The following is a 17,824-nucleotide window of genomic DNA, read 5'->3' as shown; positions in this document are numbered from 1 at the left end:
TGGGGGTCGAGGAGGTGGATGCCGTAGCCGGGCAGGGGGCGTCCGGCGGGGAGGCGTCGGCCGGTGGTGAGGTGTTCGGGGGTGATCTCGCCGAACGTCACGTGGACGGTGGTTTCGGTGATGCCGTACATGTTGACCAGGCGGGTGTGGTGGGGCTGGTGGAAGGTGGTGAACCAGGTCCGGAGGTGTTTGGGTTCGAGGCCTTCGCCGCCGAAGATGATCCAACGCAGGTGCGGGGGCGCCGGGGTGGGTCCTTGGGCGGCGTGTTCGACGAGTTCGCGGAAGAGTGAGGGGGTCTGGTTGAGGACGGTGACGTGCTGGTGGTGGAGGAGGTGCCACATGGCGTCGGGGTTGCGGGCGGTGTCGTGGTCGACGATGACGGCGCGGCCGCCGGTGGTGAGGGCGCCCCAGAGTTCCCAGACGGAGAAGTCGAAGGCGTAGGAGTGGAAGACGGTCCATACGTCGTCGGGGCCGAAGCCGTACAGGGGTTGGGAGTTGGCCATCAGGTGGAGCACGGTGCGGTGCTCGATCGCCACGCCCTTCGGCCGGCCCGTCGACCCCGACGTGTAGATGACGTACGCCAGGTCGGTGGCGGTGGCGTCGGACTGCGGTGCCGTGGCCGGGTGGGCGGCGACGGCCTCGGCGTCCCGGTCGAGGTCGATGACCTGGATGTCGTCGGCGGGGAGGTGGCGGTGGAGGTCGTGGTGGGTGACCAGGAGGCGGGCGCCGGAGTCCTGGAGCATGTAGGCGAGGCGGTCGGCGGGGTAGGCCGGGTCGAGCGGGACGTAGGCGGCGCCGGCCTTCATGATGGCGAGCAGGCCGACGGCCATGGACAGGCCGCGTTCCACTGAGAGGGCGACCAACCGGTCCGGTCCGGCGCCGAGTTCGACCAGGTGGTGGGCGAGCCGGTTGGCGGCCTCGTCCAACTCCCGGTAGCTGAGCGTCTCGTCCCCGAAGGTCACGGCGGGTGCGTCGGGCGTGCGGGCGGCCTGTTCGGCGACCACCCCGTGGATCGTCCCCGGCCAGGCGGGCACCCCCGGCACCCCGCGCCACTCGCCGTCCACCCGCGCCAACTCCCCGGGCATCAGCATCGGCACGGCCGACACCCGCCGGTTCGGGTCCTCGGCGATCGCCGTGAGCAGCGCGCCCAGGTGGCCGGCCAGCCGTCCGACGGTGTCGGCGTCGAACAGCGCGGGGTCGTAGGAGAGCGCGAAGGCGAGCTCCTCGCCCGCGTAGGCGACCAGGTTGAGCGGGTAGTTGGTGACGTCGGCGCCCTCCAGGCCGTACAGCCGGATCCCGTCGTCGGAGTCGTCGGCGCCGTCGGGGGAGCCGCCGTCGGCCGGGAAGTTCTCGAACGCGACCAGGCTCTCGAACAGGTGGGTGCCGCGCTCGACGCCGCTCCAGCCCTGGATCCGGGTCAGCGGCACGTGCTCGTACTGCCGGGCCTCGGCCTGGGCCCGCTGGACGCCGGCCAGCCAGGCGCCGACCGGCGCGTCGCCGTCGACCTCGACCCGCACCGGGAGGGTGTTGATCAGCATGCCGACCATCGTGTCGGCGCCGGGCAGATCGGTGGGCCGGCCGGAGACGGTCGCGCCGAACACCACGTCCGGCTCGCCCGCGTAGCGGGACAGCAGCAGGCTCCAGGCGCCCTGGAGCACGGTGTTGACGGTCAGCCGGTGTTCCCGGGCGACGGCGTAGAGCCGCTGCGAGACCCCGGCCGGGAGCCGGGTGAGCAGGCGGCGGGAGGACTGCGCCTGGTGCCCGGTGGCGGGCAGCCGGTCGAAGGGCAGCGCGGTCGGCTCGGTGAACCCGCCGAGCAGCCCCCGCCAGTAGGCCTCGGCCTCGGCGAGGTCCTGGCGCTCCAGCCACTCCACGTACGCGGCGAACGGGCGCCGCGGGGGCAGCGCCGGGCGGCGGCCGGCGGCCAGCGCCCGGTAGGCGGTGGTGAGGTCGTCGAGCATCCGGGAGGTGCTCCAGCCGTCCAGCAGCACGTGGTGGGAGGTGCGGACGACGCGGACGGTGGTGTCGGTGAGGCGGATCAGGGCCATCCGCATCAGCGGCGCGACGGACAGGTCGATGCCGCGGGCGCGGTCCTCGGCGAGGTGGTGCTCCAGCGCGTCGGCCTGCTCCGGCTCTGACAGGCGGCGCCAGTCGAGGTGGACCACGGGCGGCTCGACCCGCCGGTGCACCACCAGCTGGGGGCGGTCGACCCGCTCCCAGACCACGGCACCGCGCAGCACCTCCAGGTGGTCGGTGACGTGCTGCCAGGCCTGTTCCAGCAGGGCCGGGTCGGTGACGCCGTCGAGCAGGAAGCCGGTCTGCTCGAAGTAGGCCCGGGAGTCGGGCTCGGCGAGGGTGTGGAAGAGCATGCCGCTCTGCATCGGGGTGAGCGGGTGGACGGTCTCCACGTTCCGGCCGTCGCCGACGATCCGGTCCAGGGTGGGCTGGTCGAGCCGGGCGAGCGGGAAGTCGGACGGGGTCGCGCCGCCGCTGCCGGGCCGGAGGCAGTGGTCGACGAGCGCGCGCAGCGCGGTCAGGTGCTGCCGGGCCAGCCGGGCGACGGTGGCCTCGTCGAAGACCTCGTCGGAGTAGATCCAGGTGAAGCCCAGGACGCCGTCCTCGACCATGCCGACCACGTCGAGCAGGTAGGGGCGGGGCTCCTCGGGCTCGTGGTCGAGGCCGAGGGCGGGCAGCCGGTCGCGGATCAGCCCCTCGGCGCCGGTGGTGCCGTCCCACTGGCCGAGGTAGTTGAAGCTGATCGGCGGCAGCGGGTCGGCCAGCAGGGCGTGGCCGGGCTGTCCGGGCGCGGACAGGAAGCGCAGCGCGTCGTAGCCGAGGCCGCGGCCGGGCACCGCGCGCAGCTGTTCCTTGACGGACTTCAGCGCCTCGCCCCAGCCGCCGGCCGGGACGTCCAGGGCGACCGGGTAGTGGGTGGTGAACCAGCCGACCGTGCGGGAGAGGTCGACCTGCTCGAACAGTTCCTCGCGGCCGTGCCCTTCGAGGCCGAGCACCAGGCGGTTCGTCCCGGTCCAGTCGGCCAGGGTGCGGCCGAGCGCGGTGACCAGCACGTCGTCGATCCGGGTGCGGTAGACGGACGGGACCCGGTGCAGCAGGTCCTCGGTCTCGGCGCGGCCGAGGCGGACCTCGACGGTGCGCTCGCGGGCGGTGACGTTGCGGCCGCCGGGGTGGTCGACGGGCAGGGCGGGGGCGTCGGCGGGGGCCACCGCGCTCCAGTGCGCGAGCTCGTGGTCGAGGCCGCCGGCCCGGACGTGCGCGGTGAGCCGGGCGGCCCAGTCCTGGTAACTGGTGGTGCGGGGGCCGAGTCCGGCCGGGCGGCCGCCCGCGAGCCGGTCGTAGGCGGTGGCGAGGTCGTCCAGCAGGACGCGCCAGGAGACGCCGTCCATGACGATGTGGTGCACGGCGAGGAAGAGCCGGGGGGCCGACCCGTCGGCGAAGCGCAGGTGCACGGCGCGGACCAGCCGGCCGGCCGAGAGGTCCAGCGAGCGCTGGGCCTCGATGGCGACGGCTGCCAGGCCCGGGTCGTCCGGGTCGGTCAACTCGGCGACGGTGAGCGGCTCTTCGGTGCGGTCGCCGTACTCCTGGAGCCACTCCCCGGCGCTGCGGGTGTAGCGCAGCCGCAGGGCGTCGTGCTGGTCCAGGACGGCGTCGAGGGCGCGGGCGAGCAGCCCGGGGTCGGTGTCCGGGGCCAGTTCGACCTGGACGGACATCGCGTAGTGGTCCGGGTTGACGGTGTGGGCGGCGAGGAACCACGCCTGGATCGGGGTGAGTTCGACCCGGCCGGTGGCCGGGCCGGCCTCCGCGGCGGGCGCCTCCGGGGCCGTACCGGTGACGGCGGCCAGGGCGGCGACGCTCTGGTGCAGGAAGAGCAGCTTGGAGGTGAGCCGCAGGCCCGCCTGCCGGGCCCGGGAGACGACCTGGATGGAGAGGATGGAGTCGCCGCCCAGGTCGAAGAAGTTGTCGTGCACGCCGACCCGTTCGAGGCCGAGCACCTGGGCCCACACCTCGGCGAGGAGCTGCTCGACGGTGTCGCGCGGGGCGGTGTACTCGGCACCGGCGAGCGCGCTCTCGGCGGCCGGTTCGGGCAGTGCCCGCCGGTCGACCTTGCCGTTGGGCGTCAGCGGCAGCTCGTCCAGGGCGGTGAAGACGGCCGGGACCATGTAGTCCGGCAGCAGCCCGGACAGGTGGGCGCGCAGCTCGGCGACGGCGGGCGCGGTGTCCCCGCTGCCGTCGCCGTCCCCGCTGCCGACGCCGACGACGTACGCGGCCAGCCGGCGGCGCCCGGCGGCGTCCTGGTGGGCCAGCACCACGGCCTCGCGCACCCGCGGGTGGGTCAGCAGGGCGCTCTCCACCTCGCCCAGCTCGATCCGGAAGCCGCGGATCTTGACCTGGTCGTCCGCCCGGCCGAGGAACTCGAGGTCCCCCGAGGGCAGTCGGCGGGCCCGGTCGCCGGTGCGGTACAGCCGGTCCCCGGGGACGAAGGGGCTGTCGACGAAGCGCTCGGCGGTCAGCTCGGGGCGGCCGTGGTAGCCGCGGCCGATGCCCTCGCCGCCGATCCACAGCTCGCCCGGCACCCCGATCGGGGCGACGCCGCCGTGGGCGTCCAGCACGTAGACCCGGGTGTCCGGCAGCGGGCGGCCGATCGGGACGTAGACGCTGCCGCGCAGCGACTCCTCGGTGGGCGTGAAGACGGTGGAGTCCACGGTGGCCTCGGTGCCGCCGTAGGCGTTGACCACCACCGCGTCGTGCCGGATCCGGCGCAGCAGGGCGCGGCAGTCCTCGACCCGCCAGCCCTCCGAGCCGACCGAGAGCAGCCGCAGCGGCGGGAAGCCGTCGTCGCGCCGCTCGACCTCCTGGAGGACGGCGTTGAGCAGCGAGGGCACGATCTCCAGGCCGGTGGCGCCGGTCGCGGCGATCAGGTCGAGCAGGGCCGGCGGGTCGGTGGTGACGTCCTTGGAGGCGATGATCAGCGCGCCGCCGAACGGGAGGGAGCGGATCAGGTCGGCGAAGAAGAGGTCGACGGAGAGGCTGGAGACGGACAGGAAACGGGGCTTGAGCTCGGTGAGGCCGTACCGGGCGTCCCAGGCGGCGCAGATGTGCCGGACGTTGCGGTGCTCGACGGCGACGCCCTTGGGGTTGCCGGTCGAGCCGGAGGTGTAGATGACGTAGGCCAGGTCGTCGGGGGCGACGGCGGTGTCCGGGGCGGTCGCGGGCCGGGCGTCGAGCGCGGCCCGGTCGGCGGTCAGGTCGACCAGGGTGAGCCCGGCGGCGGGCAGCCGGTCGCGGACGGCGGCGTCGGTGACCACGATCCGGGCGCCGGAGTCGGCGAGCATGTACGTCAGCCGGTCGGCCGGGAAGGCCGGGTCGAGCGGGACGTAGGCGGCGCCGGCCCGCAGGATGCCGAGCAGGCCGACGGCCATCGCCGAGCCGCGCTCCACGCTCAGGCCGACCAGGGTGCCCGGGCCGGCACCGAGGGCGGTCAGGTGGTGGGCGAGCCGGTTGGCCTGCTCGTCCAGTCCGCGGTGGGTGAGGACGGCGTCCTCGGCGATCACGGCGACCGCGTCGGGGGTCGCGGCGGCCTGCCGGGCGATCCGCTGGTGGATCAGCGCCCGGTCGCCGCCGGCGGGCAGCGCGGTGGCGTTCCAGTCGGTGACGAGCTGCCGGTGCTCCTGCGGGGTGAGCAGCGGCAGGGCCGACAGCGGCCGGTCCGGGTCGGCGATCGCGCCGTCGAGCAGGACGCCGAGGTGGCCGCTCATCCGGGCGACGGTGGCCTCGTCGAGGAGTTCGGTGGAGTACTCGACCAGGCCGTGCAGCCGGCCGTTCCGCTCCTCGAACTCGAAGGTGAGGTCGAACAGCGAGGCGGCCCGCTCCAGCGGGTAGGGCGCGGTGACGGCCCCGGGCAGCGCCAGGGTGTCGTCGGGGGTGTTCTGGAGCACGACGGTGGCCTGCACCAGCGCCGTCCGGCTCGGGTCGCGCTCGATCCGGGCGGCCTCCACCAGCTTGTCGAAGGGGACGTCGCCCTGGGCGAAGGCGTTCAGCACGGTGTCCTTCACCCGGGCCGTCAACTCGGCGAAGGACAGCGCCGGTTCGACCTGGGTGCGGAGCACGACGGTGTTCACCAGGAAGCCGACCAGCTGTTCCAGCTCCGGGTGTTCGCGGGCCGCCGAGGAGGTGCCGACGGCGATGTCCTGCTGGCCGGACCAGCGGGCCAGGACGGCCTGCACGGCGGCGGTGAGCACCATGAACGCGCTGGCGCCGTGCTCCTTGGCCAGCTGCTTGAGGCCGGTGACGGTCGGCTCGGCCAGCTCGAAGGCGTACACCGCGCCGGCGGTGGAGCGGACGGCGGGCCGGGGCCGGTCGGTGGGCAGTTCGAGCGGGGAGATCCCGCGCAACTGCTCGCGCCACCAGTCCAGTCGGCTGTCCAGCAGCCCGCCGCGCTCCAGTCGGGCGCGCTGCCAGGCCGCGAAGTCGGGGTACTGGACGGGGACGTCGGGCAGCTCGGCGGCCCGGCCGTCGAGCGCGGCGGCGTACAGCGCGCCCAGCTCGCGGGCGACGATGCCGAGCGACCAGCCGTCGGTGACGATGTGGTGCATGCCGAGCACGAACAGGTGCTCCTGCGGGGCCAGTCGGACCAGCAGGGCCCGGACCAGCGGGCCGCGGCGCAGGTCGTACGGGCGGGCCATCTCGGCCCGGACCAGCGCGCGGGCGGCGGCCTCGCCGTCGGCCTCGGCGGCCGTCCACTCGGGGGCGAGCGCGGGGTGGACGAGCTGGAGGCCGCGGCCGTCCCGTTCGGTGAAGGTGGTGCGCAGGGCCTCGTGCCGGGCCACCACCCCGGTCAGGGCCGCGCGCAGGGCGTCCGGGTCGAGCCGGCCGGTGATCCGCAGCGGCAGGGCCGAGTGGTAGTCGGTGTTCCCCGGCTCGAAGTCCTCCAGGAACCACAGCCGTTGCTGCCCGTACGACATCGGCAGCTCGCCGTCCCGCGGCACCGCGGGGACGAGCGGTTCGGCGGCGCCCGGTGCCGCCTGGCCGGCCAGGCGGCGGGCGAGCGCCTCGCGGAGGTGGGCGGGCAGGGCGGCGATCCGGTCTTCGCGGGCGGGCGGCGTGTTCATCGGAAGGAATCCCCCAGTGAGGTGGTGGTCGGGGCGGTGCGGCGGGGCCCGGGGTGGGGCCCGGGGTGGGGTCCGGCAACTCGATTGGTGGGCGCGGGAGTTGCCGGACCCGCCCGATCTGCGCGGTGGGGACGCGCGCCGGGTCAGCCCGCGGTGCTGCGCAGGCTCAGCGGGCTGAGGTCGGTCCAGTGGGTCTCGACGTAGGACAGGCACTCCTCGCGGGGCCGGTCGGCGAGGACGGTGTCCCAACCGGCCGGGACGGCGGTGCCGGTGGGCCAGAGCGAGTGCTGGCCCTCGTCGTTGACCAGGACGCTGTACGAGCGGTCGTTCTGCTCGAAGGGGTTGGACACGGGGGACTCCTGTCGGGGGGTGCGAGGGGACGCGAGGGAAGAAGGGGAACAGCGGAGCGGGGGAACAGGGCGTTCAGGACTGCGCGGCGGCCGCCTCCAGCTCGGCCAGGACGAGGTCCTCGACCGCGGCGGCCGTCCCGGCGACCGTCGGCCGCTCGAACAGCGCCCGCGGCGAGAGCCCGGTGCCGAACACGGCGTTGATCCGGGACACCGTGCGCAGCGACAGCAGCGAGTCGCCGCCGAGGACGAAGAAGTCGTCGTGCACCCCGACCTCGGCCACCCCGAGCAGTTCCTGCCAGATCTCGGCGATCAGCTCCTCGGTGGCGGTGCTCGGCGCCTGGTGCCCGCCGCCGGTGCCCAGCCGTTCCGCCGGGGCGGGCAGGGCCCGTCGGTCGACCTTGCCGTTGGCGGTCAGCGGCAGGGCGGTCAGCGGGACGAAGGCGGCCGGCAGCATGTGGCCGGGCAGGGTGGCCGCCAGGTGGGCGCGCAGCGCGGTGGCGTCGGGCGCGGCCGCGCCGCCGGCCGGGACGAGGTAGCCGACCAGGACGGTGCGTCCGTCCTCGGTGTGCGGGAGGACGGCCGCGTCGGCGATCGCCGGGTGGGTCACCAGGGCGGCCTCGACCTCTCCGGTCTCGATCCGGAAGCCGCGGATCTTCACCTGGCCGTCGGTGCGGCCGAGGAACTCCAGTACCCCGTCGGCCCGCCAGGAGACCAGGTCCCCCGAGCGGTACATCCGCTCGCCGGGGCCGCCGTACGGGTCGGCGGTGAAGCGCTCGGCGGTCAGGCCGGGCCGGCCGTGGTAGCCGCGGGCCAGCCCGGGGCCGGCGATGTACAGCTCGCCGGGCACCCCGACCGGGGCCGGGGCCAGGGTGTCGGTGAGCACGTACACCCGGGTGTTGGGTACGGGGGCGCCGAGCGGTACGGGGCCGCCGGTCCGGTCGGCGGCCGGGTCGCGGGCCAGGTCGTGGGTGGTGGTGAAGGTGGTCGCCTCGGTCGGGCCGTAGCCGTTGGTCAGCCGCAGCCCGGGGTGGGCGGCCAGCACCTCGGCGCAGTGCTCGGGGGAGAGCCGGTCGCCGCCGGCGATCAGCTGCCGCAGGTCGGCGAAGGCGTCCGGCCGCTCGTCCACGACCTGGTGGAACAGTCCGGCGGTCAGCCACAGGTGGGTGACCTGCTGCTCCTTCAGGAAGGTGCCGAGCTCGGCCGGGGTGGGCAGCCGGGGCGGGTGGACGGCCAGCCGGGCGCCGCGCAGCAGGGCCGCCCACACCTCCAGGGTGGAGGCGTCGAAGGACAGCGAGGCGAACTGGGCGACGGTGCTGTCCGGGCCGATGTCGGTGAAGTCCGTGCCGTGGACCAGCCTGACCACCGCCCGGTGGGTGGTGAGCACGCCCTTGGGCCGGCCGGTGGAGCCGGAGGTGTAGATGACGTAGGCCAGGTGGTCCGGGTGCGGGGCCGCCCCGGGGGCGGTGGCGGGCCGGGCGGCGATCTCCTCCGCGTCCCGGTCCAGGTCGACCAGCCGGGCGGCGGTGCCGGGCAGCCGGTCGCGCAGCCGCTCCTCGGTGATCAGCAGCCGCATCCCGGTGTCCTCGACCATGTAGCCGAGGCGGTCGGCCGGGTAGTCCGGGTCGAGCGGCACGTAGGCCGCACCGGCCTTGAGCACGGCGAGCAGGGCGGTGATCGCCCGCGGGCCGCGCTCCAGGCAGACGCCGACCAGCCGGTCCGGCCCGGCGCCGAGGGCGAGGAGGTGGTGGGCGAGCCGGTCGGCCTGCTCGGACAGCTCCCGGTAGCTCAGCTCCCGGCGCTGCCCGTCCGGGGCCTGGTGGCTGAGCGCGACCCGGTCCGGGTGGGCCGCCACGGCGGCCTCGAACAGGGCGGGCAGCCCGCTCTCCGGCAGCTCCCGGGCGGTGTCGTTCCAGCGGCGCAGGGTGAGGTCGGCCTCGCCGTCGACGAGCATCGACAGGTCGGCCAGCCGGGTGTCGTCGCCGGCGGCGAGCCCGGCGAGCAGCGCGTCCAGCCGGTCGGCGAGCCGGGTGACGGTCGCCGGGTCGTACAGCGCGGTGTCGTAGGCGAGGGTGTAGGCCAGGCCGTCGCCGCCGTAGGCGATCAGGTTGAGCGGGTAGTGGGCGGCGATGGTGCCCTGGAGCTCGCGCACCCGCAGCCCGTGGGTCTGCGCGGCCCGCTCGTCCACCGGATAGTTCTCGAACACCAGCAGGGTCCGGAACAGCGCGGTGCCGCGGGCGAGTTCGCTCCAGGCCTGGATCTGCGGCAGGGCGGCGTACTCGTACTGGCGGTCCTCGACCTGGCGCTGCTGGAGGTCGGCCAGCCAGTCGGTGACCCGGGCGGACTCCTCGACCCGGACCCGCACCGGCAGGGTGTTGATCAGCATCCCGACCATGGTGTCCGCGCCGGGCAGGTCGGTGGGGCGGCCGGAGACGGTGGCGCCGAAGACCACGTCGGGCTCCCCGGCGTGCCGGGCCAGCAGCAGCGCCCAGGCGCCCTGGAGCACCGTGTTGACGGTGAGCCGGTGGCGACGGGCGAAGTCGTGCAGCCGCTCGGCGGCGGGGGCGGGCAGCCGGCGGGCGAGGGTGCCGTCGGCGCCGGCGCCCTGGCCGTCGGCGGTGCGGCGCAGCGCGGGCAGCGGGGTCGGGGCCGGGAACCCGGCCAGCGCCTCGCGCCAGTAGGCCTCGGCGGCGCCGTGGTCCTGCCGCTCCAGCCAGGCGACGTAGTCGCGGAACGGCCGGTGGTCGGGCAGTTCGGGCTCCCGGCCGGCCGCCAGCGCCGCGTGCACGTCGTAGGTGCGGGCGAGCAGGGTGAAGGTGGACCAGCCGTCGAGCAGGACGTGGTGGAAGGCGCAGACCACCCGGACCGAGTCGGCCGACAGCCGGACCAGGGTCAGCCGCATCAGCGGGGCGGCGGTGAGGTCCAGCGGGGTGGCGCGGTCCTCGGCCAGCAGCCGCCGCTCGGCCTCCCGCTGCTCGGCGTCGGTCAGCTCCCGCCAGTCCAGGTGGGTGACGGGCAGGACGGCCTGCCGCTGGACCACCAGCAGCGGGCGTTCGAGGTCCTGCCAGACCGCCCGGGCGCGCAGCACGTCGAACCGGGCGGCGGTCGACTGCCAGGCCCGGGCCAGCAGTCCGGGGTCGGTCACGCCGTCCAGGACGAAGCTCAGCTGCTCGAAGTAGGCACTCGGCTCGGCCAGGCCGTGGAACAGCATGCCGCTCTGGACCGGGGTGAGCGGGTGGACGTCCTCGATGTCGCGGCCGGGGCCGGCGATCCGGTCCAGGGCGGCCTGGTCGAGCCGGGCGAGCGGGACGTCGGACGGGGTGAGGCCGCCGTTGGCCGGGTGGAGGCAGTGCGCCACCAGCTCGCCCAGCGCGGCCAGGAAGGCCTCGGCGAGCCGGCGCACCTCGGCGGTGGTGTGCACGGCGGGGGCGTGGATCCAGTCGATCCGCAGCTCGCCGTCGCCGACCTGGGCGACGATGTCGATCAGGTGCGGCCGGTGCTCCTCCGGGGCCTGGTCGGCGCCGGGCGCGTCCAGCCGGGCGCGGACCAGCCCCTCGGAGCTGGTGGTGCCGTCCCACTGGCCGAGGTAGTTGAAGCTCAGCTGCGGCTGGGCGGCGTCGGCCAGCGCGCGGTGGGCCGGGCTGCCGGGCTCGGCGAGGTGGCGCAGCGCGCCGTGGCCCAGGCCGTGGCCGGGGACGGCCCGCAGCTGCTCCTTGACGGATTTCAGCGCCTCGCCCCAGCCGCCCGCCGGGACGTCCAGGGTGACGGGGTGGATGGTGGTGAACCAGCCGACGGTGCGGGACAGGTCGAGTTCGGCGAACAGCTCCTCGCGGCCGTGGCCCTCCAGGGCGACGGTCACCGGGGCGCCGGCCCAGTCCCGCAGGACCCGGCCGAGCGCGGTCAGCAGCACGTCGTTGATCCGGGTGCGGTAGGCGGCCGGGACGCGCTGGAGCAGCGCCTCGGTCTCGGCCCGGCCGAGCCGCACGCTGACGGTGCGGGCCGCGCCGAAGGTGTGGGGTTGCTGCCCGGCGCCGCCGGGCAGTGCCCGGACCGCCGCCGAGGCCTGCTGCCAGTACGGGAGTTCGTGGTCGAGGCCGCCGGTGCGGACGTGCTCGGCGAGCCGCTGCGCCCACTGCTGGAAGCTGCTGGACCTGGCACCGAGGTCGACCGGGCGGCCCGCGCCGAGCTGCCGGTAGGCGGTGTCGAGGTCCTGGAGCAGGATCCGCCAGGACACCCCGTCCATCGCCAGGTGGTGGACGGTCAGGAGCAGTCGGGGCGCCCGGGCGTGGCCGAGCCGAAGGAAGGCGGCCCGCACCAGGGCGCCGTCGGCGAGGTCGAGTCCGCTCTGGGCGGCGAGGGCGGTCCGGTGCAGTTCGGCGTCCTGCTCCTCGGCGGGCAGCGCGGAGAGGTCCCGGACGGCGAGCCGCCCGGTGTGCCAGCGGGTCTCGCCGTACTCCTGGCGCCACTCGCCGCCGCTGCGGGTGTAGCGCAGCCGCAGCGCGTCGTGCTGGTCGACCACCGCGCCGAGCGCCCGGTCCAGCAGCACGGTGTCCGTGCCGGGGGCCAGTTCGAGCTGCACGGACATGGTGAAGTGGCCCGGGGCGACGGTGTGTTCGGCGAAGAACCAGCGCTGGATCGGGGTCAGTTCCACCGGGCCGGCGACCACGGCGGGGGCGGCGGCGGGCGCCTGGTCGAGCGTTCCGGCCACGGCGGCCAGGGCGGCGACGCTCTGGTGCACGAAGATCAGCTTGGAGGTGAGCCGCAGGCCCGCCTGCCGGGCCCGGGAGACGACCTGGATGGAGAGGATGGAGTCGCCGCCCAGGTCGAAGAAGTTGTCGTGCACGCCGACCCGTTCGACGCCCAGCACCTGGGACCAGACGGCCGCCAGGGCCGCCTCGGTGTCGTCCCGGGGCGCGGTGTACGGCGCCTCCGCCGCCAGGCCGGCCCGCAGGTCGGGCGCGGGCAGCGCCCGCCGGTCGACCTTGCCGCTGGGGGTCAGCGGCAGCCGGTCCAGCGGGACGAACAGCGCGGGGATCATGTAGTCCGGCAGGGTGCCGGTCAGGTGGGCGCGCAGTTCGCCCGCGGCCGGGGTGCGGTCGGCGACCAGGTAGGCGACCAGGCGCTTGCGCCCGGACTCGTCCTGGTGGACCAGCACGGCGGAGTCGCGGACGTCCGGGTGGCGGCCCAACGCCGTCTCGATCTCGCCGAGTTCGATCCGGAAGCCGCGGATCTTGACCTGGTCGTCGGCGCGGCCGAGGTACTCCAGGGTGTGGTCGGGGCGGCGGCGGGCGAGGTCGCCGGTGCGGTACATCCGGCTGCCGGGGGCGCCGTACGGGTCGGCGGTGAAGCGTTCGGCGGTCAGGCCGGGGCGGGCGTGGTAGCCGCGGGCCAGGTTCGGCCCGGCGAGGTAGAGCTCGCCCGGGACACCGACCGGCACCGGCTGGAGCTCGGCGTCCAGCAGCAGCACCCGGGTGCCGGGCAGCGGGGTGCCGATCGGCGGCACGGCACCGCCGGCCAGCGGGCCGCTCATGGTGGCCACCACGGTGCCCTCGGTGGGGCCGTAGGCGTTGATCATCCGGCGGCCGGCCGACCAGCGGGCCACCAGGTCGCCGGTGCCCGCCTCGCCGCCGATGGCCAGCGCGCGCAGCCCGTCCAGGCCGTCCGGGCTCAGCGTGGCGACGGCGGAGGGCGCCAGCAGCGCGTGGCTGATCCGCCGCTCGCGCAGGAAGTCCTGGAGCGCCTCGCCGACGACCGGGCCGTGCGGGGGCAGCACCAGGGTGGCACCGGCGGGCAGGGCCATCAGGATCTCCATGACCGCGCCGTCGAAGGAGGACGAGGCGAACTGGAGCACCCGGCTGTCCGGGGTGAGCGCCAGCCGCTCGGCCAGCGCGGCGGCCAGCCCGGCGATGCCGGAGTGCGGCACCAGGACGCCCTTGGGGGTGCCGGTGGAGCCGGAGGTGTAGATCATGTACGCCAGGTCGCCGGTGCGCGGGCGCCCGGCGGTCGGGCCGGTGGGCCGGGCGGCGATCTCCTCCGCCTGGGCGGCGAGGTCCACCACCAGGGCGTCGGTGGGCGGGAGTTCGGCCAGCAGCTCGGTGCGGGTGACCACGATCCCGGCGCCGGAGTCGCGGAGCATGAAGGCCAGCCGGTCGGCCGGGTAGTTCGGGTCCAGCGGCAGGTAGGCGGCGCCGGCCTTCATGATGCCGAGCAGGCCGACCAGCAGGTCGGTGCCGCGCTCCAGGCAGAGGGCGACGATCCGGCCGGGGCCGGCGCCCAGCGCGGCGAGGTGGTGGGCCAGGCGGTCGGCCCGTTCGTCCAACTCGCGGTAGTCCAGGGTGCCGTGGGCGTCCTCCACGGCGGGCGCGTGCGGGTGGCGGCGGGCCTGCTCCTCGACCAGCTCGGGGAAGGTCGGGGGCTCGGGCGCGACGGCGTCCGCCGGGGCGGGCAGCAGGTCGCGCCGTTCGGCCGCGGTCAGCAGCGGCAGGGTGGCGAGGCTCCGGCCGGGCTCCGCGGCGGCCGCCGCCGCCAGGGTGGTCAGGTGCCCGGCGAGGCGCACCACCGTCGCCCGGTCGAACAGCGCGGTGCTGTAGCCGATCCGGGCGTCGAGGCCGCCGTCCGTCTCGAAGAACTCGACGGTCAGGTCGAAGGGTGCGGCCTCGCGGTGCACCGGGTGGTCGGTGACGGTGACGCCGGGCAGCTCCAGCGCCTCCGCGGGCGCGTTCTGCAGCACCACCATGGCCTGCACCAGCGGGGTGCGGCTGGCGTCCCGCTCGGGCTGGACGGCCTCCACCAGCCGCTCGAACGGCACCTCCTCGTGGGCGAAGGCCGCCAGCACGGTCTCCTTGACGGCGGCCAGGAACTCCGCGAAGGACTGCTCCGGGCGGACCCGCGAGCGCAGCACCACGGTGTTCACCAGGAAGCCGACCAGGCCCTCCAGGTCGGCGCGGTCGCGGCCGGAGGAGGCGGTGCCGACCGCGATGTCCGGCTGGCCGCAGTAGCGGGCCAGGACGGCCTGGACGACGGCGGTCAGCACCGTGAACAGGGTGGTGGACCCGGTGCGGGCCAGTTCGCGCAGCGCCGCGGCGGTCGCGTCGGGCAGCCGGAAGGCGTGGGTGGCACCGGCCGAGGAGCGCACCGGCGGGCGCGGCCGGTCGGTGGGCAGCTCCAGCGGGGTGAGGCCGGCCAACTGCTCGCGCCACCAGTCGAGGTGGCGGTCGAGCAGCCCGCCGTCGGCCAGCCGGCCGCGCTGCCACTGGGCGAAGTCCGGGTACTGCACCGGCAGTTCGCCGAGCTGCGCGGTCCCGCCGGTGACCCGGGCGGCGTACAGCGCGCTCAGCTCCCGGCGGACCACGCCCATCGACCAGCCGTCCGTGACGATGTGGTGCATGCCGAGCACGCACACGTGCTCCGCGGCGGACAGCCGGACCAGCAGCACCCGGAACGCCGGGCCGGTGCGCAGGTCGTAGGCGCGCGCGGTCTCGGCGCCGATCAGCTCCGCCAGCCGCTCCTCGCGCACCGCCGCGGGGGTGGCGGTGAGGTCCACGGTGCGCCACTGCGGCGGCAGTTCGGGGTGGACGACCTGGACGCCGTGGCCGTCGAGCACCCCGAAGGTGGTGCGCAGCGACTCGTGCCGCCGCACCAGGTCGCCGACCGCCGCGCGCAGCGCGGGCTCGTCCAGCGGGCCGGTCAGCCGCAGCCCGAGGGCGGTGTGGTACTCGGCGCTGCCCGGGTCGAAGTCCTCCAGGAACCACAGGCGTTGCTGGCCGAAGGACATCGGCAGCGCGCCGTCCCGGGGCACGGCGGGGATGGGCTGGTCGGCGGTGGAGTCGGCGGGCGCCACGGTGGCGGCGAGTTCGGCGACGGTGGGGGCGTCGAACAGGATCCGCGGCGGCAGCTTCACCCCCAGCGCGGCCCGCAGCCGGGAGACGGCCCGTACGGACAGGATCGAGTTGCCGCCGAGCTCGAAGAAGTTGTCGTGCACCCCGACCGCCTCGACGCCGAGGACCTGGGACCAGATGTCGGCGATGGTCGCCTCGACGGGCGTGCGCGGCGGGGCCGCGGTCGCGACGCCCGCGCGCAGCGCGCCCGGGTCGGGCAGGGCCCGGCGGTCGACCTTGCCGTTCGGGGTGAGCGGCAGGGTGTCGAGCACCAGGACGGCCGAGGGCACCAGGTGTTCGGGCAGGGCGGCGGCGAGGTGGGCGCGCAGCGCCTCGCCGTCGGGCCGACGGCCCTCGGCGGGGGAGACGTAGCCGACCAGGTTGGTGTTGTGGGTGACGACCGCGGCCTGGGCGACGTCGGGATGCAGGGCGAGCGCGCTCTCGATCTCGCCGAGTTCGATCCGGAAGCCGCGGATCTTGACCTGGTCGTCGGCGCGGCCGAGGTACTCCAGGGCGCCGTCGGGGCGGCGGCGGGCGAGGTCGCCGGTGCGGTACATCCGGCTGCCGGGGGCGCCGTACGGGTTGGCGGTGAAGCGCTCGGCGGTCAGGCCGGGGCGGCCGTGGTAGCCGCGGGCCAGGCCGACGCCCGCCAGGTAGAGCTCGCCGCGCACCCCGACCGGGACCGGCCGCAGGGCCTCGTCCAGCAGGTGGACCTGGAAGTTGGCGATCGGGGTGCCGATCGGCGGCACCGTGGCGCCGCTCAGCGGGGCGCTCATGGTGGCGCACACGGTGGTCTCGGTGGGGCCGTAGGCGTTGATCATCCGGCGGCCGGCCGACCAGCGGGCCACCAGGTCGGCGGTGCTGGCCTCACCGGCCACGATCAGGGTGGCGCCCTCGGGCAGGCCGCGGCCCTCGGGCAGCACCGCGACGGTGGCCGGGGTGAGGGTCGCGTGGGTGACGCCGTGTTCGGCGGCCCAGGCGGCCAGCGGCTCGCCCGGCGCGAGCGTCTCCTTGCTGCCCATGACCAGCGTCGCACCGGTCAGCAGGCCCATGCAGACCTCCCAGAACGCGGCGTCGAAGCTGGCGGAGGCGAACTGCAGGACCCGCGATCCGGGGCCGACGCCGAAGGCCTCGGCCTGGACGGCGGCCAGGTTGCCGATCCCCGCGTGCGGGACCAGCACGCCCTTGGGGCGGCCGGTGGAGCCCGAGGTGTAGATGGCGTACGCGAGGTCGTCCGGGTGCAGTGTCATCTCGGGGGCGGTGGCCGGGCGGGCGGCGACGGCGGCCCGGTCGGCGACCAGGTCGACCAGGACGGCGTCGCTGCCGGCCAGCCGTCCGCGCAGGTCCCGCTGGGTGAGGACGAGCCGGGTGCCGGAGTCCTGGAGCATGTAGCGGAGGCGGTCGGCGGGATAGCCGGGGTCGAGCGGCAGGTAGGCGGCGCCGGCCTTCATGATGCCGAGCAGGCCGGCCGCCATCGCGGCCCCGCGCTCCACGCACAGGCCGACCAGCCGCCCGCGCCCGGCGCCGAGCCCGATCAGGTGGTGGGCGATCCGGTTGGCCCGCTCGTCGAGCTCGCGGTAGCTGACCCGCTCCCGTTCGTCGATCACCGCGAGGGCGTCCGGCCGGGTGCGGACCAGGGCCGCGAACAGCTCGGGGAAGCTGCCGGTGGGCACCGCGCGGGCGGTGTCGTTCCAGGCCCGGACGGCCCGCTCGGCCTCCTCGGGGGCGAGCAGCGGCAGCGCGGGCAGCGGCCGGGTCGGGTCGGTGCCGACCGCGGCGAGCAGGACGGCCAGCTGGTCGGCGAGCCGGGCCGCGGTGTCCCGGTCGAACAGCGCGGTGGCGTACCGGATCCGGATCCGGCGCTGGCCGGCCAGCACCTCCACGGCCAGGTCGAGCGGGTCGAACCCCCGGTGGGCGGACGGGAGTTCGTCGGTGAGGGCGACCACGGCCTGGACGAAGGGGGTGGTGCTGGTGTCCTGCCGCGGCGCGAGCGCCTCGACCAGGTCGGCGAGCGGGACGCCGTCGTGGGCGAGGGTCTCGGCGAGGTCGGCGGCGGTGCGGCGGAGCAGCGCGTCGAAGCCGGCGGCCGGGTCGACGGCGGTGCGCAGGGCCAGGGTGTGCCCGGTGCGCGGCGAGACCGTGCCGAGGGCGACGGACTCCTGGCCGGAGTACCGCACCAGCAGGGCGATCACGGCCGCGGTGAGCACCGTGGACGGGGCGGTGTCGTGGGCCCGGGCGAGGTCGGCCAGTGCGGCCGCCGCGTCGGCCGGGAGCGGGCGCTCGCAGCTCGCGGTGGCGGCGATCCGCACCACCGGGCGGGGGCGGTCGACGGGCAGTTCGAGCGGGTCGACACCCGCCAGCCGCTCCCGCCAGAACGCGACCTGGTGGGGGACCGCACGGTGGACCGGGATGTCGGGGCGAGCCACGGGTGTACCTCCAGAACGGCCGGCGTCAGCACGGGGGCATGCCGAGG

At 75.7% G+C, this 17,824-nt stretch carries 3 protein-coding genes; all 3 read right to left on the bottom strand.

The genetic code is table 11. The features are described from left to right. Window positions 1-7,127, bottom strand: a 7,127-nt coding sequence (locus AB0O91_RS27615) for an amino acid adenylation domain-containing protein (RefSeq protein WP_363438289.1), incomplete at its 3' end; no start/stop codon positions are given. A 143-nt stretch (window positions 7,128-7,270) separates the two neighbouring features. Then, window positions 7,271-7,477 carry an MbtH family protein gene (locus tag AB0O91_RS27610; RefSeq protein ID WP_363438286.1) on the bottom strand — a complete coding sequence of 69 codons (207 nt, stop codon included), beginning with the start codon at window positions 7,475-7,477 and terminating at the stop codon, window positions 7,271-7,273. Between the two features lie 73 nt (window positions 7,478-7,550). Continuing rightward, on the bottom strand, window positions 7,551-17,777 hold the full coding sequence (locus AB0O91_RS27605; protein ID WP_363438283.1) for an amino acid adenylation domain-containing protein: 10,227 nt from the start codon (window positions 17,775-17,777) through the stop codon (window positions 7,551-7,553). Window positions 17,778-17,824: the final 47 nt, after the last annotated feature.

This window comes from Kitasatospora sp. NPDC089797, from assembly GCF_040684795.1.
Taxonomy (GTDB): domain Bacteria; phylum Actinomycetota; class Actinomycetes; order Streptomycetales; family Streptomycetaceae; genus Kitasatospora.
Note: the sequence above shows the minus strand (reverse complement) of the source record. Positions and strands in the feature narration are given on the sequence as shown.